This is a genomic window from Ferrimonas sp. YFM, from assembly GCF_030296015.1.
Classification (GTDB): Bacteria; Pseudomonadota; Gammaproteobacteria; order Enterobacterales; family Shewanellaceae; genus Ferrimonas.
In genome coordinates this window covers 507,884-530,750 of record NZ_AP027368.1, presented here as the reverse complement: position 1 = coordinate 530,750, position 22,867 = coordinate 507,884, and the positions used below count along the sequence as shown (strand labels likewise).

The 22,867-nt window shown below is 62.2% G+C and carries 19 protein-coding genes; 8 read left to right on the top strand and 11 right to left on the bottom strand.

Features of this window, described 5'->3' with window-relative positions; translation table 11 throughout:
• Nucleotides 1-100: 100 nt before the first annotated feature.
• Together QUE41_RS02540 and QUE41_RS02535 are read left to right on the top strand one after the other, a co-directional pair.
• Nucleotides 101-2,269 carry a glycoside hydrolase family 2 protein gene (locus tag QUE41_RS02540; protein WP_286341390.1) on the top strand — a complete coding sequence of 723 codons (2,169 nt, stop codon included), beginning with the start codon at nucleotides 101-103 and terminating at the stop codon, nucleotides 2,267-2,269.
• Complete coding sequence (locus QUE41_RS02535; RefSeq protein WP_286341389.1) at nucleotides 2,266-3,858, top strand: glycoside hydrolase family 9 protein; 1,593 nt, start codon at nucleotides 2,266-2,268, stop codon at nucleotides 3,856-3,858. The genes QUE41_RS02540 and QUE41_RS02535 overlap by 4 nt, the downstream gene beginning before the upstream one ends.
• Here QUE41_RS02535 and QUE41_RS02530 read toward each other — a convergent pair.
• A complete protein-coding gene (locus tag QUE41_RS02530; RefSeq protein ID WP_286341388.1) occupies nucleotides 3,836-4,063 on the bottom strand; it encodes a hypothetical protein in 228 nt (75 codons plus the stop codon). The genes QUE41_RS02535 and QUE41_RS02530 overlap by 23 nt on opposite strands.
• Before the next feature lie 50 nt (nucleotides 4,064-4,113).
• Here QUE41_RS02530 and QUE41_RS02525 point away from each other — a divergent pair, with 50 nt between their 5' ends.
• Together QUE41_RS02525 and QUE41_RS02520 are read left to right on the top strand one after the other, a co-directional pair.
• Complete coding sequence (locus QUE41_RS02525; protein ID WP_286341387.1) at nucleotides 4,114-4,722, top strand: HAMP domain-containing protein; 609 nt, start codon at nucleotides 4,114-4,116, stop codon at nucleotides 4,720-4,722.
• Nucleotides 4,697-6,928: a tetratricopeptide repeat protein gene (locus QUE41_RS02520; protein ID WP_286341386.1), complete on the top strand. Its 2,232-nt coding sequence runs from the start codon at nucleotides 4,697-4,699 to the stop codon at nucleotides 6,926-6,928. Before QUE41_RS02525 ends, QUE41_RS02520 begins: the two co-directional genes overlap by 26 nt.
• On the opposite strand, the gene QUE41_RS02515 is transcribed toward QUE41_RS02520, so the two are convergent.
• The 8 genes from QUE41_RS02515 to QUE41_RS02480 are packed head-to-tail and all read right to left on the bottom strand — an operon-like array spanning nucleotide 6,907 to nucleotide 16,093.
• A complete protein-coding gene (locus QUE41_RS02515; protein ID WP_286341385.1) occupies nucleotides 6,907-8,343 on the bottom strand; it encodes a DUF3131 domain-containing protein in 1,437 nt (478 codons plus the stop codon). The genes QUE41_RS02520 and QUE41_RS02515 overlap by 22 nt on opposite strands.
• Complete coding sequence (locus QUE41_RS02510) at nucleotides 8,258-9,718, bottom strand: DUF3131 domain-containing protein (protein WP_286341384.1); 1,461 nt, start codon at nucleotides 9,716-9,718, stop codon at nucleotides 8,258-8,260. The genes QUE41_RS02515 and QUE41_RS02510 overlap by 86 nt, the downstream gene beginning before the upstream one ends.
• 1 nt (nucleotide 9,719) lies before the next feature.
• Nucleotides 9,720-11,060 (bottom strand): DUF3131 domain-containing protein, encoded by a 1,341-nt coding sequence (locus tag QUE41_RS02505; RefSeq protein WP_286341383.1) that lies wholly within the window; start codon nucleotides 11,058-11,060, stop codon nucleotides 9,720-9,722.
• A gap of 48 nt (nucleotides 11,061-11,108) precedes the next feature.
• Nucleotides 11,109-12,941, bottom strand: a complete 1,833-nt coding sequence (locus QUE41_RS02500) for a glycosyltransferase family 2 protein (RefSeq protein ID WP_286341382.1) — start codon at nucleotides 12,939-12,941, stop codon at nucleotides 11,109-11,111.
• 10 nt (nucleotides 12,942-12,951) lie between these two features.
• Nucleotides 12,952-13,386: an ATP-binding protein gene (locus tag QUE41_RS02495; protein ID WP_286341381.1), complete on the bottom strand. Its 435-nt coding sequence runs from the start codon at nucleotides 13,384-13,386 to the stop codon at nucleotides 12,952-12,954.
• Between the two features lie 12 nt (nucleotides 13,387-13,398).
• Nucleotides 13,399-14,547: a nucleotidyltransferase family protein gene (locus tag QUE41_RS02490; protein ID WP_286342894.1), complete on the bottom strand. Its 1,149-nt coding sequence runs from the start codon at nucleotides 14,545-14,547 to the stop codon at nucleotides 13,399-13,401.
• 19 nt (nucleotides 14,548-14,566) lie between these two features.
• Entirely contained in the window at nucleotides 14,567-14,887 is a 321-nt protein-coding gene (locus tag QUE41_RS02485) for an STAS domain-containing protein (protein WP_286342893.1), read from the bottom strand.
• A 9-nt stretch (nucleotides 14,888-14,896) separates the two neighbouring features.
• Nucleotides 14,897-16,093 carry a PP2C family protein-serine/threonine phosphatase gene (locus QUE41_RS02480; protein ID WP_286341380.1) on the bottom strand — a complete coding sequence of 399 codons (1,197 nt, stop codon included), beginning with the start codon at nucleotides 16,091-16,093 and terminating at the stop codon, nucleotides 14,897-14,899.
• 114 nt (nucleotides 16,094-16,207) lie between these two features.
• Here QUE41_RS02480 and QUE41_RS02475 point away from each other — a divergent pair, with 114 nt between their 5' ends.
• Nucleotides 16,208-16,996 carry a hypothetical protein gene (locus QUE41_RS02475; protein ID WP_286341379.1) on the top strand — a complete coding sequence of 263 codons (789 nt, stop codon included), beginning with the start codon at nucleotides 16,208-16,210 and terminating at the stop codon, nucleotides 16,994-16,996.
• Here QUE41_RS02475 and QUE41_RS02470 read toward each other — a convergent pair.
• The gene (locus QUE41_RS02470) at nucleotides 16,931-17,932 is read right to left on the bottom strand and encodes a hypothetical protein (protein WP_286341378.1); all 1,002 of its coding nucleotides are present in this window, start codon (nucleotides 17,930-17,932) and stop codon (nucleotides 16,931-16,933) included. The two genes, QUE41_RS02475 and QUE41_RS02470, sit on opposite strands and share 66 nt — an antisense overlap.
• 65 nt (nucleotides 17,933-17,997) lie before the next feature.
• On the opposite strand from QUE41_RS02470, the gene QUE41_RS02465 reads away from it, so the two are divergent.
• Nucleotides 17,998-19,248, top strand: a complete 1,251-nt coding sequence (locus QUE41_RS02465; protein WP_286341377.1) for a glycosyltransferase family protein — start codon at nucleotides 17,998-18,000, stop codon at nucleotides 19,246-19,248.
• A gap of 48 nt (nucleotides 19,249-19,296) precedes the next feature.
• On the opposite strand, the gene brnQ is transcribed toward QUE41_RS02465, so the two are convergent.
• Entirely contained in the window at nucleotides 19,297-20,601 is a 1,305-nt protein-coding gene (gene brnQ, locus QUE41_RS02460) for a branched-chain amino acid transport system II carrier protein (RefSeq protein ID WP_286341376.1), read from the bottom strand.
• 345 nt (nucleotides 20,602-20,946) lie between these two features.
• On the opposite strand from brnQ, the gene QUE41_RS02455 reads away from it, so the two are divergent.
• Together QUE41_RS02455 and srmB are read left to right on the top strand one after the other, a co-directional pair.
• The gene (locus tag QUE41_RS02455) at nucleotides 20,947-21,642 is read left to right on the top strand and encodes a tRNA1(Val) (adenine(37)-N6)-methyltransferase (RefSeq protein WP_286341375.1); all 696 of its coding nucleotides are present in this window, start codon (nucleotides 20,947-20,949) and stop codon (nucleotides 21,640-21,642) included.
• A gap of 7 nt (nucleotides 21,643-21,649) precedes the next feature.
• Entirely contained in the window at nucleotides 21,650-22,867 is a 1,218-nt protein-coding gene (gene srmB, locus QUE41_RS02450) for an ATP-dependent RNA helicase SrmB (RefSeq protein WP_286341374.1), read from the top strand.

Genomic DNA, 22,867 nt, shown 5'->3' with positions numbered 1-22,867 from the left:
GGGAGCCAGTTGGCTCCCTTTTCTTTTGCAATACCGTACGTTGCCACTCTTGTTCCCCTGAACTAGCCTTGAATGAGTACAGCCAAAATCAGGACACTGTATGCGTTTGCTATGGATGGCAGCCCTACTGCTGTTTGGATGTCACACCCCTCAGGACCACCATCAGGATCTCAGCGGCAACTGGCGCTTCCAGCCGGAACAGGCGATGGGGGCCGCCCCGGCCCACCCGGGCTTCGATGACAGCCACTGGCCCGAGATCAGGGTGCCCGGCAACTGGACGCCCCAGGGCCAGGACACCCACGGCGCCCACTGGTACCGGACCCGGTTTCGGTGGCAGCCGGGCAGCAGTGAGCGATGGCAGCTCAGGTTTGAGGGGGTCGACTATCACGCCGAAGTGTGGCTCAACGGTCATAGGCTGGGGGGGCACTCCGGCTATTTCGCCGCCTTCAGCCTGGAGGCCACCAACGCCCTGCGCCAGGGCGACAACCTGCTGGCGGTGCGGGTGGACAGCCCGCTGGAACCCCAGGAGGGCCCCTCCTGGTCCCTGCACAAGGGGCTGATCAAGGGGGTTCTGGGTCACCATGACACCCGGGCGGGAGGTGCCTGGGGCGAGCGGGGGCAGGAGCTCAACACCGGCGGCATCTGGGGCAGGGTCGAGCTGCTGCCCATGGAGGCCGTCACCACCGAAGGCAGTTACCTGAGCACCAGCGTCGATGGCTCTCTCTCCTGGGGACGGCTCCACCTGAGCTACCACAGTCCAGAAGCCAAGGAGGGGCGATGGCGGCTCACCCTGACCCCGGTCAACTTCGACGGCGACACCACCCAGTGGTTTCAGCCAGGCGCGCTCACCGCTGGGGCCGGGGAGGCGCTGCTGACCCTGCCGAAGGCGGAGCGGCCACTGTGGTGGCCCGCCGAGAGGGGCTTTCCCCACCTGTATCGACTGACCGCAGAGTTTCTCTACAACGGCGCTCCCCAGCTCACCTGGCAGCGCACCATGGGGTTTCGCAGTGTTGACTACGATGGCCAACTGGGCCGCTGGACCATCAACGGCCGTCCCCTGTTCCTGAGGGGAACCAACTACATTCCCCATCAATATCTCTCCCTGGCCGACGAAGCCCTGCTCCAGGGGGATCTCGCCCTGATGCGCCAGGCCAACATCAACGTGGTGCGGGTTCATGCCCATCTGCTGCCCCAGCGCTTCTATGAACTGGCCAACGCCTCGGGCATGCTGGTGTGGCAGGATTTCCCCCTGCAGTGGGGCTATGAGGAGAGCCCCCGCTTTCAGGCCAAGGCGGAAGCCCAACTGCAGGAGATGGTGGATCAGTTCGGCCACCACCCCTCCATCATCACCTGGTCGGCCCACAACGAGCCCCCCTGGGATGCGGACTGGATGCGCTATCGCTACCCGGATTACACCCCACAACAGAATCTGCAGCTGGACCTGGCACTCTATGGCAAGCTGCGTACCCTGGATCCCGGTCGTCCGGCCTTCGCCCTGTCCCGCACCGCAGAACACCCCTGGTTTGGCTGGTACAGCGGCTCCTGGCAGGATTACGGCACCCCCACCACCGAAAAGCTGATCACCGAGTTTGGTGCCCAGGCCCTGCCCGATGCCGAGGTGCTGTACCGCATTCTCGGGCAGCCCTCTGACTGGCCCTCCCTGCCCGACAACTGGGAACAGTGGCAGTACCACAACTTCCAACCCAAGGAGACCTTCGAGCTGGCCGGCATCGAGCCGGGCGCCGACGTGCCCGCCCTGGTGCGTAATACCCAGGCCTATCAGGCCAGGCTCACCCGCTACGCCGCCGAGAGCTACCGGCGCCAGAAGTACAAACCGGTGGGAGCCATTTTCCAGTTTATGCTGGTGGAGCACTGGCCCTCGATGAACTGGGGGGTTCTGGATTACCGGCGCAACCCCAAGCCTGGCTTTCATGCCCTGGCCCAGGCCTACCAGCCGCTGCTGCCCTCCATCGTCCACCACCAAAACAGGTTTGGCCCGGAAGAGACCGTGCCTCTGCCCGTGGTTCTGGTGAATGACCACCTGGAGTCCCTCCGTCAGGCCAGCCTGACGCTTTCCCTTTACCACACTGAAAAATTGGTGGAACATCGACGAGAGCAACTGGATATTCCCGGAGACAGCGTTATGCCCCTGGCCCCCTTTCCCAATCGTTCGCTCCCACCGGGGCGATACCGCGCAGAGGCCCTGATCCATGACCAGCAGGGACAAAGACTGGCCCGGAGCGACTTTGAGTTCGAGGTATCCCTATGACCCGTTGGATGCTGCTGCTGGTGAGCTTGCCGCTGAACGCCCAGATACTCTTCAACCAGAGTGGCTACCTCAGCGGCGACCACCTGGTGGCCAAAGCTGCCCCAGACAGCAAGGTGGTGCTGCTCGACCAGCAGGAACGCCCGGCCACCATCCTGGTGGCCGACGCCGAGGGCTGGCTTAAGCCGGAGCGGAAGGTGTCGCCGGGCTGGTACAAGCTTGAGGGCAGTGACGGAGATCTGTTCCCCATCGGCGCGGCCGGTCAGGAGCAAACCCTGGAACTGCTGGTGCGAGCCTACCTCTACCAACACGCAGGCCGTGCCCTGCTCGATGGCGCCACGGGTTACCGTCGTCCCGCCGGTCACGGCAATGACGCCATTCTGGCCCGGGGGGACACCTTCCACCGCGAAGGCCAGTATGTGGAGGTGCGCGGAGGTTGGTATGACGCCGGTGACTACGGCAAATACCTGGCCACCACCACCATTACCGCCGCCCGGTTGCTGGACGCCGCCAGGCAACTGGCACCGTCCCGGCCTGAGCTGGCGGAAGCGATGCTGGAGGAGGCCCTGATTGGCCTGGACTGGCTGCCGAAGATGCAGCGGCCCGATGGCGCCTTCTATCGCAAGGTCGGTGGTGCCCGCTGGCCCGAACTGGTCCCCCCTCACCTGGATCGCCAGCCGAGGTACCTCTACGGCATCTCCACCCCGGACAGCGCCAAGGCGGTCGCCGTGCTGGCCATGGCCGCCCGCCAGCTCTCCGACCGGGATCCTCAGCGGGCCAAGCGTTACCTGGAGACCGCCCAGAAAGGGTGGCAATGGCTCAGGGCCATCCCCCGCCAGCACATCGACTGGCGCACCTCGGATGACGGCGGCTCCGGCCCCTACATCTTCAACCGCTGGGATCAGCAGCCCTCTCTGAATCACGACCGGGATGACCGATTCTGGGCGGCGGTAGAGCTCTACCTGGCCACAGGGGAAAAGATGCTGCTGCCCCATATCCGGGCCAAGCTGCCAGGCAGTCTGATGCTGTTCGAGTGGAAGGACCCGTCACTGATGGGGGCGCTGCATCTGCTGGAGGCAGACGTAGACTCCCTGCTCTCCCAACAACTGTCCATCCGGCTGCTGGCACGCTGCCGACAATTGGCGGAACAGGCCAGGGACAACCCCTACCGGGTGGCCAACCGCAGGTTCATCTGGGGCTCAAACAAGATGGTGGCAGAACAGGGGATCATGCTGGCCCACTGCCATGCCCTGGAGCCCAACAGCGGTTTCCTCGAGCTGGCCTGGAACCAGTGGCACTACCTGGTGGGGCTCAACCCTCTGGGTCAAAGTTACATCACTGGGGTGGGTCATAAGCCGGTGAAGAATCTGCACCACATCTGGGGCCGCAGCGCCGGCATCGTGCCTCCCGGGATGATGGTGGGGGGCCCCAACGGCGACAGCCAGGCGGGCATCGCCCCCAAGGGCCTGGGGATGGAAAGCTATGTGGATGATGCCCGCGACTACTCGGTCAACGAGTTTGCCATCGACTACAACGCCGCCGCCATCGGCTTGGTCAGCCTACTGCTGGCTATGGATGAGGACAGTCGCTGACGCCGCCGCAGCGGTTATGGCTGCAGGTGTGGGACCTGGGTTGACTGGCAAGAGCCCGCTCCCGGTCGGCGCGAAGCTGTGACCAGAGTGCCTGGCGCTCGGTCTCATTGGCATCGGGAGAGTCACAATAGACGCAATGGTCATGGAATGACGCACACCCCGTCAGCAGGGTGATGGCTAACACTAGACAGTATCTCTTCAACATCCGGGCATCCTCCTTGATTCCCGGTGCTAAGTATAGACAAGGATGGTCTGATGAAGCGTAGATTTGGAACCCTGTTTCGCGACACTCCAGGTGGCCTGCCCAAGACCATCACCCTGAAGGTGCTGCTGCTGGCACTGCTGTGCTGCCTGATCAGTGCCCTTCAGTTTGCCCTGTTCTACGATCGCATTCTGGAGGAGCTGGCCAGCCTGCTGACCTTCCAGCTGTTGCCTCAGGAGCTGGCGGCCATCAATGCCCGACTGCCCGACACCCTGTCGGCCCTCTTGGCCTGGGGCATCCCCCTGGTGCTGATCAACTTAGTGCTCGCCGCCCTGGCGGGGTTCTGGCTGAGCCGCCGCATCGCCGGCCCGGTGATTGCCATCCGCAACCACCTGGAGAAGGTGGGCAACGGCAACCTCAACGATCCTCTGGTGCTGCGGCAGGGAGACGAGATGCAGGAGGTGGCCGACACCCTCAACCAGGCGGTCAGCAAGCTGCAGGTGATGGTCTGGGGCATCAAGACCAATCTGGAAACCCTGGAAGCCTTGCAGCGCCACCACCCCTCACTGCAACAACAGCAGCAACTGGACAGCATCAAGATGAACCTGGAGTGGTTTGACACCCTGGAGCAGCAGGATGAGACCGCTGCTACTCACTCTTAGCCTTCTGGGGTGGCTGACCATGGCCTCGCCCTTGGACCGGGCCATGCTGGCACTCTATCAGGGAGAGGTTGCCCAGGCCGCAGAGCTGTTGCGCACGCACAGGGACAGCAACCCCAACTGGGTGTTTCTCGAAGCGCGCCTGGCACTCGGCCAGGGGGAGCTGAACCAGGCCCTGAAGCTGCTGACCCACTTCCTCAGCCTGGATCCCGCGTCCGTGCACAGGTTGGAGGCCCGTCACCTGCGCAGCCTGATCCGGCGCTATGGCCAGCTGCCGGAGCTGCCTGCCTACCTGGCCCTGAGCCATCCCCTGGAGCAGGGGCAACCCGAGCGATGGCAACGGCAGGCCCGGGCCTTCCTGGCCAGCTACCCGGATTCGGTCCTGGCCCAGGAGGTGGCCCTTCAGCAGGGACGAGTGCTGCTTGAGTGGTTCGATGATCCCGAGGGCGCCCTGGCCCATTTCGACCGGCTGAGCCGACGTTATCCGGACTCGAAAACCGCCCTCAGAGCCGGATTCTCCCAGATCTTCTGCCTGCTGCCGGAGCAGGAGGCAGAGGCCGCCTCTCGACTGGCCAGTCTGCAGGCCAACCTGGACAACTACCTCAGTGGCGATTCCCTGCTGAAACGCAGCTGGCATAGGCGCCTGAACGCCCTGGCCCCTCTGACCCGTCCCCTGCCCCAGGGCGCTCCCCCGCCTCTGACCTGGTCTTCCGGTGCCCGCCTCAACCTGGACAAACCCACGGGCAGCGGACAGGACTACCGCCCCATCTGGCGCCACCTGCCCAGACACCAGCTGCCGGTACAGCACCTGACCCTGTGGATCAGCCGTCACAGCGACTGGAACTGGCTGCAGCCGGATCTGCTGCTGGCCGCCAGCCGTGCCGGCTACTCCCCCCAGGTGGCCGTCTGGTACTTCGGCGATGAGATCTCCCCGGAGTTTGTCCGCCAGCACTGGCAGGACTATCTGGAGATGGTGCGCACCCGGCTGATCCCTCTGCTCAAACCCCTGCCTCAGGTCACCCTGCTGCTGGAGCCTGAGTTCAACAAGAACGGCATCGATCAATGGGAGCAATGGCCCGAACGGATGGCCGAGGTCACCGGGCTGCTCCGCCAGGCACTGCCTCAAGCTAAAATCGGGCTGGTGATGGGGGACTGGCTGGCCCCGGATCAACCCCTCAGCGAACCTGTGCTGCAGAGCCTGGCCCAGGGAGACTTCGTGGGCTCCATGCTGATGGTCTCCCCCCACACCGAGCTCAGTCAGCAGAGCCTGGAGTGGTCACCCTGGTTCCGCACCCTGAGGCTGAGCCGTCTGCTGAAGCAGTCCCTGGACCTGCCCTATCATCTGGCCTACCTGGCGCTGCCCTCTCAACCGGGCTGGCAGGGGCGTCAGGCCCTGGAACTGGCCCGGGTCAAACGGATGCTGCCCACCCTCAGGCGTCACAACCTGGTGTCCCTGGGCTGGTTCAGCGCCACCGACGATCCCAGGCAACAGGGGTGGTTCGCAGAATCGGAGCGCCACTTCGGCCTGTTCACCCCCGGCCATGATCCCAAGGCGGCCGCCGCCGCCCTGAACCAGCTGGCCCAGGCCCCTCCCCCTCCCAGAATCATTGCCGATGACTCCACGGCGACCCTGTTGGATCTCAGGCTCAGTGGTTGGGGCCACTGGTACCTGGAGGACAGCCGGGGGCGACGCATCAGCGGCAGCGGTGACCGGCTGCAGCTGCCTTTGCCCCTTCACGGGCTCCAGGGCGAGACCACCCTGAGGCTGCACCCCAAAGGACGCTGGCTTCACAGGCTGACTCTGCCCCCCTCTCCCGAGCCCCAGCTGCTGTCGGACGATCCCCTCCCCTTCCGCCTGGCGCAGTGGCAGCGCCTGACCCTACCCACTCCCCTGCCAGGTGCCAGCGAGGGGCTGTGGCTGACCCTGACCCTGGATCAGCCCCTGACCGACCATCTGTGGGTCGGGGTGGCAGACGCCGATGGGTTTGAACGCTCGGCGCGGGCCATCGGCTATGGCGAGCCCGGAGAGCGGCAGCTTAGGCTGCATCTGCCCCTGTCCCAGTTGGGGCAGAGCTGGCGACGCTACAGCAACGACACGGGGTTTCTTTGGCGACAACGGCCAGAGGGGGAGGTTCGCGCCCTGCTGTTCAGCAGCGGCGCTCAGCCTGTGTCCGGCCGAATTCAGGCCTATGGGGTATTTTCCGAGTAGGGCTGGCAGCGCCCCGGATGGATGAACTCATCGCCCCTGACCCTTTCCAGCCGGGAGATGGGCGGCGGCTGGCGAAACAGTTTGCCCTCCACCTTGTAGAGCAGTGCCTGCAGCACTGCTGCATTGGTGCTCAGTGAGAACACCTGCTCATAGCCGGCACTGCGCTCCCACCGCCCCTCATACCAGCCGCGCTCAGCATCGTACAGGTGCTCGGTCACCGCCATCAGGCGGTCGGTGTACTCCCGGTTCCACAGTACCCACATCATGAATACCGCCTTGGTGGCCACCATGGCGTCATCATCGTGAAAGTTGCCTTGGTCATCCAGGGTGGGGAAGGGGGAGCCCAGGCCGAAGATGGCATCATAGACAAAATAGGGCGGCTCGCTCATCAGGTGCTCGGCGCGAGCAGTATAGAGGGCGTCCTCCTGCCAGCGCCGCTCCTGGATCAGATAGAGGTTCTTGGCCTGCTCCGCCAGGTGGGGGCGGCTGTGGTGGGTATCACCACTCTCCTTGTCTCCCCAGTTGTCCCAGTTGAATTCCATCCCGGCGTACCAGTAGGGGGTGGGCACCAGGGGGGCAATCACGCCATCCTCTCTCGGGTCCCGGCCATCCACCAGCAGGGGCAGCCGGTAGAATCTGCGCACCTCGAAGGGCTCCAGCCGATCCGCCCGGGCCGGATCGAACCCCCACAGGTAGTAGCCATAGGTGGCGTACTCCTCATAGCCGAGGCGCCCCTCCTGATACCGCTGCCATCCGGACTCGGTGCGGCGCCCTCCTATCAGGCTGCCGTCATCATCCAGCAGGCCACAGAAATCCCAGCGCAGCACCGCCTTGTCGATGTATTCGGCAAACCTGGGGTAGTGACGGCGATAGTAGTTGAGCCAGATCAGCAACCGACCCAACTCCAGGGCAGACCAGCCCACCTGAGCCGGCTGCAGCCCGTAATCCACCATGTCACCGGTGGCCGCATGATAGCTGCGGTTGGGCAACCCGGCTCCCACCAGATCCATCTCATTGAGGAACTCCAGCACCGCGGAAAGCCGCTCGTCAAACTCCTTCTCCTCCACCAGAGAGAAGCGGTAGGCGCTGTTGAGGGCCGCCAGATACTCGGCCAGGTTGGTCATGGTAAACCCCGGGTAACCATCGATGGCGCCCACCAGGCCACTGTCGGCCTGGGTGTTCCGCTCCACGTAACGCCAGGCGGTGGTGGCCCAGGCAAGCTCCTTCTCTGTCAGGGCCCCATGACGGCCATGCCAGAACCACTCGGAGTTCACCAGGCCCTGATAGGAGCCCTGCACCCCTCTCACCAGGGAACCGCAGCCCGCCAGACTAATTGCAGTCAGGGCAGCTACGGCAAGTCGGGCAGCTGTGCTTCGAAGGCAGGCACCGGCCCAGGTAGGGACTGAACTCATCATTCAGTGCCTTCTCCCAGCGACTGGGCGGATTCCAGGGATGCCGCCTTGCCAGTTTACCAAAGGCCTTGTAGGCCAGGGCTTCCAGCAGGATGCCATTGTTGTTGGAGGTGTAGGTGTTGATGAGGCCTGTGCCATTTTCATAGATCCCCTCATAAAAGCCCTTCTCCGGGTTGTAGAGATCGGCGATGTGCTCGAACAGCAGATCCGTATAGGGCGTGTCCCAAAGTACCCAGAGGCCGATGGCCCCCTTGATGGACACCGCCGCATACTGGGGCATATATTCACCCTTCTCAGAGATGGTGTTCCAGGCGTAGCCGTCGGTGTAGACGGTGTCGTAAACGAAATAGGGCGCCTTATCCAGCTGGTGCTCGGTACGGGCGGTGATGATGCCGGTATCCAGGTAGCGTGCCTCCTGAACCGCGTAGACCCGCTGGGCAAAGTCGGCCATCCACAGATGACTGAACCCTTCGCTGCCGGTCTCCCGGTCCCAGGGGTGATCCCAGGCAAACTCGATGCCATCCAGGGCAAAACTCTCGGTCACCACATAGGAGTGGGCCGACAGCTTGCGCGGATCCCTGGAGTCGTAGGGGATGTCGATGCCGTAGATGTTCATCAGATCGTAGGGCTCGGGTTTGGACGCCCGTTCGGTGTGAAACCCCCACAGCTGAAACCCTTTGGCGGCGTACTCCTCGTAGCCAAGGCGCCCCTCCTGCAGATACTGGGTGGGCTGGTCTCCCGAGCCTATGGCGCCGTACATGGTGCCAAACTCATCCAGCACGTTGCAGAAGTTCCAGCGCAGGATCGCCGCGTCGATGCCCGGGGCATGCTCGGGATAGCGCTCTTTGATGATCCACATCCAGATGAGGAATCGGCCCAGATCCAGGGCGGAGTAGCCGATCTCCCCCGGGGTGTTGCCGTAATCCACCTTGGCGGCATTCAGGGTGTTGTAGGCCTTGTTGGGCAACTCTCCCCGGTAGAGATCCAGGGTATTGAGGGTTTTGATCATCCTCACCAGGCGGTCGTCGAACTCCCGCTTGGTGACCATACCCAGCTCCCGGGCCGCCACCATGCCCCCCAGGTAGGAGGCGGTGTCCCACATGGTGGTGGAGGGGTAGCCGTCCACCGCGTTGACCAGCCCAGTGGTGGGCTGATAGTTGTTCTCGAAATAACGCCAGGCCACCCGGGCCATGGCCATCTCACGGTCAGTCAGCGCCCCCTGGCGAGCCTGGGGTACCTGGACTGTCGGTGGCGTCGGGCCGGGCCTTTGAACGGCGATGCCATCGCCGGGTTCGGTGGCGATCTGACGCGCCTCGTCGGTGGGCATCAGGGACGCGCAGCCCCCGAGCAGAAACAGGGTTACTAAGGCGCCTCTCATATCAACGCTCCTTGGCGGCCAACTGCACCTGTCCTGACCCTTTGCCGACGTTCAGCAGGCGGCCTTCGCGTATGTACAGCAGGGACTCGAGAATGATGCCGTTGGTGTTGGCGGTCAAGGCGGTATTGGTCTCCCCGAGGATCTCATACCAGCCTGAATAGAACCCCTTGTCCGGACTCTCCAGGGTGGCGGCCTTGGCCAGCAGCTTCTCGCTGTATTCATCCTGGTACAGGGCGTACCAACCGAACGCCGCCTTGGTGGATAGGGTACGGAACTGATCGGCGTGCTCACCGGTGTCCGTGGTGGCGTGCCAGGCCTGACCGCTGGAGAACACCGTGTTGTAGACAAAATAGGGCGGACGGTCGATGTTGTCCTCACTGACCGCGGTGAGGATGCCAGTGCGCTGATACCTGGCCTGCTGGGCCTGATACACCCGCCAGGCAAACTCGTGGGAGATTCTGTCCCAGCCATACTCCAGCCCATCCAGGATGTAAGACTCACTGACCACATAGTTGTGGGCTTTGTAGCGTCGCGGATCCCGCTTGTCCGTGGGCACCGCCACCCCATCGATGGGCACCATCTTCAGAAAGTCGGTGTAGCGCAGCGCCTGGGAGACATCCTGGCCCATCAATGCCAGGGATTTGGCCGCATACTCCTCGTAGCCGATGCGCCCCTCCTGCACCAGCTCCGTCAGCTCCCGGTTCACCCGGGCGCCGAACATCACTCCCTGCTGCAGCAGCGGCGACAGGTTCCAGCGCTGCAACACCCGGTTGACCCCCTGGGTGTATTCAGGGTGGTCCCAGGCCAGGATATTGAAGGGCACCAGCACCCGGCCGATGTCGATGGCCGACCAGCCGATCCCCCGTTCATTGGGGCTGTTGTCGTAGTTCACCAGGGCCAGAGTGCGGGTGTCGTACACCTTGTTGGGCAAGATGCCATCGAACAGCGGCATCCGCGCCAGGCTGACCAGAGCGTTGCGGATACGGCGGTCAAACTCGCCCTCGTCGATCACCTGCAGGCGCCGGGCGGCGATCACCGCCATCAGGTAGGAGGCGGTATCCCACATGGTGGTGGAGGGGTAGCCATCCACCGAGTTCACCAGCCCGCTCTCCTGGGTATTGGCCTCGAAGTAGCGCCAGGCACTCTGGGCCCACTGACGCTCCTGAGCCGTCAATGGCCTGGGTTTGGGGTTGGGAATGTCCGAAGAGAAGTGCAGCCGGTCGATAAGATCGTTATCGAACTCCCGCTGCTCCAGGCTCAGCACCAGAGAAAACGCCAGCGCCAGCCCCACCAGAAACACCAGGTGGTGCCGGGCATTCAGAAGATTTTGTTTGAAAGCCATCCCTGCTTTCTCCTTTATATCCAGCCTAAAAAACACCTGCGGGCTGCGCTATCCCGCCGGCTCTGCCACCCCGTGCTCGGGCGGCTTCCAGAACGCCGCCATCACCAGCCCAGACATGGCCACGACGTTGTTGAGTCCCCAAAACGTGTTCACTATCATGCCGCTCAGGCTGTGCTCCCCGTACCAGTTAAACTCCATGTTGAGCCACCCCAGAATCAGGGCGAAACAGGTCACCAGCATCACCGCCGCCTGGGGCAGCACCAGGTGGAAGAAGTTGCCCTCCTGCCGCTCCTTCGGAGTGGTGGGAAACTTGATCTGCTGCCCCCTGAGCACCGTCCATATCGCCCTCAGGTTGACCGGGAAAAAGGCCAGGTAGTTGGCCTTCCCCTTGAACCCCGCCAAGCCCCAGGTCGCCGCCATGGTGGCCAGTTCATTGGCGATGATGAAGGGGATGAAGTGCAGATAGAACGCCTGTGAGTAGGCACTGACCGGGGCGATGCCACTGAGCAGGTAGATAATGGGCGACAGCAGGAACACCAGGTTCCAGATCCCCCCCAGGTAACTCCAGACGGTGGAGGCGTACATCACCCTCTGCCCCAGGGTCATGCCGGGCCGGAACAGGGGGTTGTCGTTCTTGGCGATGTCCAGGGTGCCGCCGGCGTACTTGAATCTCTGAATCACCCAGGTCTGCAGATCCTGAGGCGACAGCATCTTGGACTCCACCTGGGGGTGCATTACCGATTTCCATTTCCGATCGGGGTCCGAGTGCAGCACCACCGAGGTGTAGATATCCTCGGACACATGGAATTTGTAGGGGGTAAACTCGGTATCCAATATGGTCTGGGTGTCCATCATCTCCTTGAGTTCAGGATTGAGCTCCTCCTCTCCGGTCAGCGCCTTGATCTTGCTGTCCTGGCGGCTGCGCTGTCTGGAGATGCTCTCTGCGTAGGACTTCAGGGCCGCCTCCATCACCGCCTCACGGCGATGGATGGATCCGGCGCCGCAGCAGAAGGAGGCGTTTGCCCAGTTTCGGCGCCGCTGGATGATGTCGTAGAACATCTGCGGATCATTGACGAAGGGGTCCTTACCCAGGGTCACCGGGCCATACAGCCTCTCTGCCGCCTTGCCCAGCCAGCGTCCGGCCCCGCCCAGGCGACGCCCCAGCCAGTTGGGCAACCGCTCCCCTTCCGGGATATCGAAAAACCATTGGGGCGTCTGCACCCAGGCCACATCCGGGTCACGGAAGTAACCCAGGGTGTGCTCCAGTATGGTGGGGAAGGGGCGGGTATCCGCATCGCAAATAACGATGAAGTCGCCACTGGTCTGCTCCATGGCGTTGCGCAGGTTGCCCGCCTTGAAGCCCACGTTGTCCTCCCGGGTGATGTAGCCAACCCCCTCCTCCCGGGCCATCTCCGCCATGGCGGGACGTTTGCCGTCATCCAGAATGGCGATGCGCAGGTCGATGGGGTGTGGGTAACGCACCGCCTTGGCGTCACGGATGGACAGCCGAACCAGCTCAACCTCTTCGTCGTAGCTGGGGAAGAAGATATCCACCGTCAGCGGCCTGTCCCGTTCCGGCGTCTCGGCCAGACACTGACCTATGGTTTGGGGGGGGGACTGCCGAGGGTAATCCCTGACTCGCCACAGATTGACGGTGAACAGCACCAGGCCGATGTAGGCGCAGGTCTCAGCCACCACCAGGGGAATGGCAAACCAGAGGGCGTCGAAATTGAGCGACTCGGTCCAGCGCCACCACAGATACCAGGCGCCCAGAGTCAGACTGATGGTGGCAAGCAGTTGAAACAGCGCTTCCCGCGCCGGGCTTGCCGGCAGAGGTTCGGGAGGCTTTCGCTGCTCGAACGCCTCAAAATAAAATCCCATAGGCCTATCCTTATGCCTGTTTTATCATCCTGAAATAGTTTTTGTTGCCTTCGCGGCGATAGCTCTGGCCATCCATCACTTCATTGACTATGCCCAGACCACGGCCGCTGGTGGTCCAGGTGGCGGGGTCCCCCGGGTCCATCTGCTGGAGCTCGGCGCAGGCAACCCGAGCCTGCATCTCCTTGGGCATGGGGGCGCCCTCATCCACCAGCACAATCTCTATGGAGCACTCTGCCTGGAGGTATCTGAGTTCCAGCAGCCCCCCCGGCTTGTCCCCATAGGCGTGCTCCACGATGTTATTACCGACCTCCACCACCGCCAGCTCCACCAGGCAGGCGTCCTTCGCCGGCAGGGCGGAGAGCTGATACATGGCCGCCACCGCCTTGGCCATCATGCTCACTTCCGCGTAGCCCGCCTCCCCCCTGAGGGTGATGCATTTCGCCATGTCGCTCACTCGTCAGTTACCCGCCTTGAAATCCGGCAGCTGATGCAGCTCTCGGGCGACAGGCTCCGAGGGAGCCCGGCTGTCCCTCACCAGGCCTTCGGCGCCGATCTCCCCCAGGGTGCAGTGCTGCCCCTGATGATCGATGCAATGATGCTTGTAGATCATCCGGTCGGTCACCGCGGCAATGCCGCTGACATGGGTGTAATCGTCCAGACAGGAGTTGCTGACCACCGCCCCTCGCTCAATCACGCAGTTGTGACCAATCACCAGGGGACCGCGGAGCTTGGCGCCGGTCTCGATGCGACAGCCATTGCCGATCACCACCGGTCCCTCGATATCCAGCATCTCCAGATCAATCACACAGTTGATCCCCACGAAGATCCCAGGGGCCATCTCCCGGCCGGGAATGGGGTAGTTGCTCACCTCGCCGTTGAGGATGCTGCAGGTCACCTCCCAGATGTCACTCAGGCGGCCCACGTCCACCCACTGAAACTCCATGGCGGTGGCGTAGAAGGGGATGCCCTGACGCACCAGCTCGGGAAACAGCTGCGACCCTATGTCGTACTCGCCGGTCGGGGGGATGTAGTTGAAGATCTCCGGCTCAAAGATGTAGATGCCGGTGTTCACCATGTCGCTGACGGCGGTGCCCAGGGGAGGCTTCTCCTGGAATGCCAGCACCCTGCCCTGCTCGTCGGTTTCCACTACCCCATAGCGGTTGAGGGTTTCCTCCGGCATGCGTTTGGTGATGATGGTGGCCAGTCCGCCCTGTTGCTTGTGCCAGGCCAGCGCCTCGGTGAGATCGAGATCGATCCAGGCATCGCCGCAGACCACCACGAAGGTGTCATGGAAAAAGCCGGAGGTTTGCTGCACCTGGCGCATGCCACCGGCACTGCCCAGGGCTTTGCCCACCAGGGTATCCCCCTCCTTGACCCCCTCGTAGGAGTAACACAGGTCCACCCCATACTGATTGCCGTCGCGGAAGTAATCCTCGATCACCGGCGCCAGGTGGCAGGTGTTGACCACAATCTCGTCGATGCCATGGCGCTTGAAGTGATAGATGATCGACTCCATCACCGGGCGGCGCAGGATCGGAATCATCGGCTTGGGTATCTTCTCGGTGATGGGACGCACCCGGGTTCCTTTACCCGCGCCCAGAATCATTCCTCGCACTGGTTCTCTCCTATGCAGACAGGGCAGAGCCGACGTCGTCATGGCAGCGGAAGATGCTGTCCATCCTGGTCAGGCGGAACAGCTCCTGGACCGCTCGCTGCAATCCAACGATGCGCAGTTCGCCCCCTTTCAGGGCTTTCAGGATGGCCACCACGGCACCCAGGCCACTGGAGTCCATGAAGGTCACTTCCGACAGGTCCAGAACGATGCGGTCATGGCCCTGAGCGATGGCCGCCTCCAGTTCCCGGCGAAATCCCGGCGCCACACTGGCGTCCAGCCGACTCTGTTTCAAGGTGATAATCAGATGTCCATCTCTTGTTTCAGTATGCATATCCATAGCTTACTTTCCCTCATCGCCGAGCCACTCTATGGCCAGCACCGATACGTCGTCATCGAAGTCCGGGCCTTGGTTCCAAAGCGCCAGACGTTGCTTTAACTGCTGAAGCTGACTGTCCAGATCCAGCCGTTTCCCCTCCTCCAGGGTGTGCCTCAGGCGCTCCACCCCGAACTCCTGACGGGCGGCATTGAAACACTCACTGGCGCCATCGGAGTATAGGAAGAGCCTGTCACCCGGCGCCAACTGGACCTGATAAGATTCATAGTCGAGCCCGGGCAACATGCCAACAGGAAAACCGTTCCTGTGATGCTCAATGATCGCCTCCCCGGTCTGCTGCAGTGGCCCGGGATGCCCGGCCTGACACAGAGACAGCAACCCCGTTTGCGTATTCAGCACCCCGCTGACCATGGTGAAGTACTGTTCATCATCGGACTGAAACCTGTCATTGAGCTTGGCCACCACCTCGGCGGGATCCGCCACATAGTAGTAGGGGGCCGACGCCAGAGGCGGCTTCATCAGGCTTCGCCCCTGCTGGGACGGAGACAGCACATGCTTGAGCGTGAACGACAGCAGAGCCGCAGGCAGGCCATGGCCGGACACATCCAGCAGATAGAAGGCGATGTGGCGCTCATCGAGCTCGAGATAGTCGAACATGTCGCCCCCAAGAAACGCCGAGCTGACGGCGTGCCAGGCGAACTTGACCCTGGGCAGGGAGCGGATGGTGGGCAGCAGTCTGGCGTGCATTTCGGCCGCCTGCATCACATCGTTCTCGATGCTGGCGTAGGCCTTCTCCAGCTTCTCCTGCTTGCGCTGAAGCTGATTGTGCAGCTCGATGATCCGCCCTCCGGCACGTATTCGTGCGTTGAGTTCGGCCCTGGGCGCCTGCTTGGCGATGAAATCGTCCGCCCCCACCTCCAGGCCGGAGATGATCCGCTCTTCGTCGTCGTTGGAGGAGAACATAATGAAATAGATGAAGCGGTCGATCGCCTGGGCCTGCTTGAGCTGCTGGCACAGCTCGAAGCCATCCATCACCGGCATCGCCCAGTCGGACACCACCAGTTGAATGTCGGTTTCCTGCTTGAGGATCGCCAACCCTTCGGCGCCATCGGCGGCCTGTCTGACCTGATAACCGAAGCGCTTCAACGTTGCGACCAGGACCAGGCGCACATCCGTGGCATCTTCCACAACCAATAGCTTCATTTGGACCCAATTCCCTGTCTGCACTCTCCACTGTGCTTCTTTAACGCTAGTAGACAAATTCTGCTCCTTCAAACTGAACTACACTTATTTTTGCCTGAAAGAACAGGGAGTCACATGGCCGTCATGGATGGAATCGGCAAAAAACACACCCTGAGTGTTCTGCTGCTTGCGGGGCTGTTTCTGCTCGGCCTGCTGCTGCTCTGGCAGTGGCAACTGCGCTGGGAGCAGCTGCAGACAATCCGCCAACACAGCGCTCAGCAGACGATGAAGGCGCAGCTTATGGAGCAGGAGCGCCTGCGCCTCGCCTCCGACACAGATCCGGATTGGCAGCGCTTTGCCCAACTGGCCCGGCAGAGGGCGCAACCCTGGGCGCAGTGGCTGCCCCTCTATCTGGCGTATCTGCGTCCCGGCCAGCCCCGGGCGATTGCCCCGGTGCCACTGCCGCTGCCACAACCTGTGCAGGATCCCGCCCTGGAGCGGCGTCAACGTGCCCTGGAGAAGACACTGGGCGATCAACGTCGCCGACTGAGCGAACAGCAGGCGCAACTGGCCAGATTGAACCATCAGTTGCAACGTCAGGCTGCCCTCTGGCAGCAGTGGACGGACGATCAGAAACGCTACTCACAAGACGTCTCTCTGGTGCCCCTGTTCGTGGAAACCACCCCGGCCAACGCCAAGATAGAGGTGCTGAATATCTCTCCCCGCTACTCACAGGGGCTGACCCTGCCCTCCGGCCGTTACCTGATTCGGGTCTCCGCCACCGGCTTCAACACGGTCAACCGCTGGGTGGACCTTCAGCCCCTGGCCAACCGGTTCTGCATCGGTCTGAGGGATGCGTCAGAAGGCCCAGCTCCAGGCGAGCATCAGGGCACCGTCCTTGAACCGACCTGTGCCGGGCTCTGACGGGTTCCAGGGGTAGCGATTGCCTGAGTAGTTGTTGTACTGCAGGCTGAAGGTAAAGGGGCGCCAGTCGAAGTAGCCAAAGCCATAGGTAAAATCCGGACTCCAGGGCTGCTTCTGAGCACTGTCCGGGTAATGAAACAGGTTGAAGTTCAGATACCAGTTGCCGGTAAAGCTGTACTTGCACCCCAGGCTCAGGCTGCGGCCATGCTCGAGGTAGAGCTCCTGCTCGGAATCGAAATACTCCGGGGTGTAGTGGTAATCCACCTGGCAGCCCATGGACGCGTCGTCCCAGATGGAGAAGGGGCGAAGCCAGGGTTGGGGGATGGGAAACTTCCATCCCAGGGACCAGGTTCCCCGCTCAAAGTAGGTCCCCTTCTCCCCCTCTTTGGGTGAGAACCGGTTGCCGCCATAGTTGGAGTAGATCAGGCTGAAGGTGTAGGGGCGCCAGTCGCTGTAGCCAAACACATAGGTGTAGTCCGGCTCCCAGGGCTGTTGAAGATCCCCATCAAAATAGTGGTACAGGGTCAGGGTGGCGAACCAGTTCCCCACAGGATTGTATTTGACCGTGGCCGTCAGCGAGGGGTTGGTTCCCTCGATGCCCCCCACATTGTTGTCAGAGGTGGCGACCACACTCTCCTTCAAGGGGTAGTAGGCGGCAACATTGCCCGAGAGCCCGGAATACCAGGGACGCTCCTCGTCGAGAAGGTGCTCCAGGGGCAGGGCGAAGGAGCTGGTCACCCCTTTCCAGAGCCCCTGCCACTCCGCCTCCTCTGCAGGCTTTGCCTCCGCCCTGGCGGATTGGGTCAGCTTACCCCGCTTCTGCTCCGGCGCCCGGCGTCCCGCTTCCCGATAGAACTCTCCCTCCCCGTCGGCACAGGCCGGCCAAGACGCACAGATCAGGGCGATGGGCAGAGGCAAAGTTTTTATCCAATCCATTGGTTAAATCCAGTTTTCTGTCCTAGCGTTATTGGACTGACAGGTTTTCTACCCAGGGAGGGGTTATGAATCAAACCTTAACGGATCTGATCGGCGAGCAAGGGGAGCTCACACACCTTTTGAACCTGACCAACCATCAACATCTGTCCAAGCTGACCTCCATGGCCAACCACCTGCTGGAACAGGGGCTGGACCTCTATCAGCTGAAAGAGCTGGAGCAGGAACTGATCCTGCATCAGGCGCTGGCCGCCAAGATGGCGGTCAAGCTGGCCATTTCCAAGCTCTACCTTAGAGAGTGTAGACCTAACACACTGATAAGTGTGGTTTTCGCCATGTATAAAGAGCACAACAGGATGCTCAGTCCCCAGGAGCACCCCCATGGTGAAGCCTTCATTCAGAGGAAGTTTGAGCAGCTGGAGTGGTTGTGTCAGGACAACCCCAAGGTGCGTTGGCGGCTGATACTGCTGGACGACGGCTGCCCGGAAAACAGCGGCGGCCGCGCCCTGGAGCAACTGGATGCCCTGCCGGGCACCCCGCCCATCGAAGTGGTGTTTCTGAAGGAGGCGATCCGGGAGAAACGCGGACCGGCCGCCGGACTCGACAGCACCAACGACAGCCAGAAGGGGGGCTCCATCGCCCACGGGCTCTGGCACGCCGCCCAATACCCCCACCAGGGGGAGCACTTCGTCGCCTACACAGATGCGGATCTCTCCACCCATCTCGGTCAGTTGGGGCTGCTGGTGGAAAACCTGCAGCGTCACGATAACCTGATCGCCTGCGGCTCCCGGCGGGAACCCACCTCGGTGGTGGTCAAACAGGGGATGCGAAACAACAGAGGCAAACTGTTCATCTACCTTTGGAAACGGTTGCTGCCACAGCTCAACAGCATCATAGACACCCAGTGCGGATTCAAGATGCTCAGGGCAAGCTGCATCGACGGACTGACCCGACATATGCTGGAGAAGCGCTTCGCCTTCGACATCGAACTGCTGCTGAGAATGTCCCTGGACCAGCCGGAGCGCATCGGCAAGGTGGCGGTGGGCTGGATCGACAGCGACGCCCTCTCCACCACCACCGAACTCTCTCCCTACCTGAGCATGCTCAAATCCGTGGTGGCCATGTACCGTCACTACCTGCCGGCGCACCCGGTCTCAGACCAGTTTGCCGCCCTGATCGATAAGATGGATGAGGACCAGTGGGAGAGGCTGGTGGCGGCTCTGGGCCCCATTTTCGACGGGGTGGAGATCAGCCGCCTGTGCAGCACCGAACTGATGAGTGCGGTGCAACTGGCCCAGAAGGCGGGCACCGCCGCCTAAAAAAACAGGGCGCCTTGAAGGCGCCCTGATGGGTTGTCAACTCGGGGCTCAGTGGGCCAGCTGCGGCTGAGGACGGCGAATCAGGCAACCGATGACAGTGGCCAGTACCGTGGGCAGCAGCCAGGCCATCCCCTGATCGTACAGAGGCAGGGCAGAGATAAAGTCGGTGCTGATGCCCGCGGCCTTGATGCCGTCAAACAGGCCGAACAGACCGGAGACGAACACCATCAGCAGCAGACCCACCCGCTCGTTCTGCATAAAGCCACGAACGAAACAGAAGGCGATCAGCGCCATGGCCACAGGGTACACCGCCATCAACACAGGAATGCTCACCTGGATCAGCTGACTCAGACCCACGTTGGCCACTACGGCGCAGAACAGGGCATTGGCCACCACGAAGCCGCGGTAACCCACCTTTGGCATCAGCTCGGAAAAGTAATCGGAACAGGCGGAGATCAGGCCAATCACCGTGGTCAGGCAGGCCAGGGTCACCACCGCGCCCAACATCACCACACCGGCATTGCCAAACACCTGGTACACGAAGGTGGTCAGGATGGCACCACCGGTGTCGGCACCGGCACCCAACACAGAGCTGGTGGCTCCCAGGTAGAACAGGGGCACATAGACGAAGGCCAGACCGGCCGCGGCGATCATCGCGGCGATACCCAGGTAGCGGGCCTGACGGCCGCTGTCGGTGATCCCCTTCTTACGCAGCAGATCCACGATCAGCATGCCAAACACCAGGGAGGCCAGGGCGTCCATGGTGCCATACCCCTCGAGGAAACCCTTGGTAAAGGCACCGCTGGTGTAGGCCCCCTGGGCCTGACCTATGGGGTCCTGGGGGAAGGCGAAGGCGGCCACTGCCAGCACGGCAAACAGCACAATCAGCGCCGGAGTCAGCACCTTGCCCACACTGTCCACCAGGTTACCGGGGAACAGCGCCAACAGCATGGCGATGCCGAAGAAGATCACCGAGTAGAGGGCCTGGGTGGTGGCACCGGGTTCGGTCAGGAAAGGCACGGCCCCCATTTCATAGGCCACCAACCCGGCTCTGGGCGCCGCGAACGCGGGGCCAATGATGATGAAGATGGCAGAGGCGATCACCACGCCGACCCAAGCGGGCAGTTTCTTGGTGATCACTGGGATGCTGCCCCCGGCCCTGGCCACAGCCACCAGGCCCAGCAGCGGCAGTCCCACGGCGGTGCACAGGAAGCCAATCATGGCCGGGAAGTAGTTGTCTCCGGCCAGGAAGCCCGCCATGGGGGGAAAGATCATGTTACCTGCGCCCAAAAAGAACGCGAAGGTCATAAAGCCGACACTCAGGGTGTCCATCAAGGTTAAACGCTTTTCCAAACTTGCCTCTTCTTCATCTAAAACCCTGTATCAGGGCCACCCATGTAAACTTTGGGTTACACTCAATTTGCTGTTTTTCCCTCTTATTTTGAGGGTTTTCTAACCAATCGTTTGGTAAAAGCGAATGTCCGTGGTTAGTTTCTCGTCCTTTTTCGTTAAGGGCGATCCAATGGACTATCAAATCGCAGCGACAGTTAATACCGCAATCGCGTACAATACACAATGCCCTCACCACAAAATGAAACCAAGTCAGACCATTTCATTAACATCTTGGTTTTATTAGAGACACAGGCTTTTGATATCGAATCTGGTAAAATCCCCGCCTTGAACATTTGGAATGTGTCCATGGGTTTTACCTTTAAACAGTTTCACATCGACGATGACCGCTGCGGCATGAAGGTCAGCACCGACTCGGTGCTGCTGGGCAGCTGGGCACGGGTTGTCCCCGAGGGGCGCACCCTGGACCTGGGTTGTGGCAGCGGGCTCCTGGCACTGTGCTGTGCTCAACGAGGCGCCGGCCAGGTCGATGCCCTGGAACTGGACCCGGATGCGGCTTCACAGGCACGGGACAATGTCGCCGCCAGCCCATGGCATCAGCGGATCCGGGTGTTTCAGGGGGATTTACGGGAGTGGGCAGACACCCACCAGGGCGGCTATCAGCACCTGATCAGCAACCCACCCTATTTCGAGGACAGCCTGGCCGCCCCCTGCCCCAAGCGTGCCCAGGCCCGAAGTGGCCTCAGCCTGAGCAGGCTGCTGGAGGCGATGGCACAGCTGCTGACCCCCAACGGACATGCCAGCCTGGTGCTGCCCGCTTCCAGCCTGCAGAGACTCAACCAGGCCGCCATGGAGAGCGGCCTGGCCCTGACCCGGTTAACCCGGGTCCGTAGCACCCCGGTCAAGGGGGACAAACTGATTCTGGCGGAGCTGGCCCGGGACACGGCCGGCTGCCCCACTCAACAACTGGTGATTCATGGCTCTGACGGCGGCTACTCCGACGAGTTCCGCGCCCTGACCGCCGACTTTTATCTGAAGGGATAGACCCCACATGAGTTTTGACAACCTGGAGCTGGACCCCCGGCTGATGCGCGCCGTCACCAAGGCGGGCTACACCACCCCTACCTCCGTGCAGGAGGAGGTGATCCCCCTGGCCATGGAGCAGAAAGACATCCTGGCCAATGCCCCTACCGGCACCGGCAAGACCGCCGCCTACCTGCTGCCCGCCCTGCAGCACCTGCTGGACTTTCCCCGCAAGGACCCGGGTCATGCCCGGGTGCTGGTGCTGACCCCCACCCGGGAGCTGGCCTCCCAGGTGCGCGACTACGCGGACAAACTGCTGGCCGGCCTGGGGCTGATCACCGGCACCCTCACCGGCGGCGTGGACTACAACCAGGATGACGAGATGCTGGGTAAGAACCTGGATCTGCTGGTGGCCACCCCCGGCCGTTTGATGGATTACATCGAGAAGGAGAAGGTGGCCTGTCGCGACGTGGAGATCCTGGTGATCGACGAAGCGGACCGTATGCTGGACATGGGCTTCGGCCCCACGGTAGACCGCATCGCCGCCGAAGCTCGCTGGCGCAAGCAGACCCTGCTGTTCTCCGCCACCCTGGAGGGCAACGCCGTCGAGGGGTTTGCCCGGGACCTGCTGGATGAGCCCGCCCGGATCAACTCCTCCCCCTCCCGCCGTGAACGCAAGAAGATCGCCCAGTACTACTACCGGGCCGACGATGCCACCCACAAACTGGCCCTGCTCAAGCGCCTGCTGGCCGACGAGGAGTGCACCAAGGCGGTGGTGTTCGTTCGCACCCGTGAGCGGGTCGAGAAGCTGATCGCCCAGATGGACAGGGCCGGAATCCGCACCAACTGCCTCAAGGGCGAGATGCCCCAGGCCAAGCGTGACGCCGCCATCGCCCGCTTCCGCGATGGCGAAATCAAGGTGCTGATCGCCACCGACGTGGCCGCCCGGGGCCTGGATATCCAGGGGATCACCCATGTGATCAACTACGACCTGCCCCGCCATGCAGACACCTATGTACACCGCATCGGCCGTACCGCCCGTGCCGGGGCCAAAGGCTGTGCCATCTCCATCGTCGAAGCCCATGACCACCCCTACCTGGGTAAGATTGAACGCTACGTGGGCGAGCCCATTCGCCGCCGGGTGTTCCAGGACATGAAGCCCCAGACCAAAGAGCCCAGCACCCCGAAAAAGGCGAAGAAGCCGGCCTCCAAGGCGAAAAAACCCAAGAAGCCGAAGAAGAAGTAG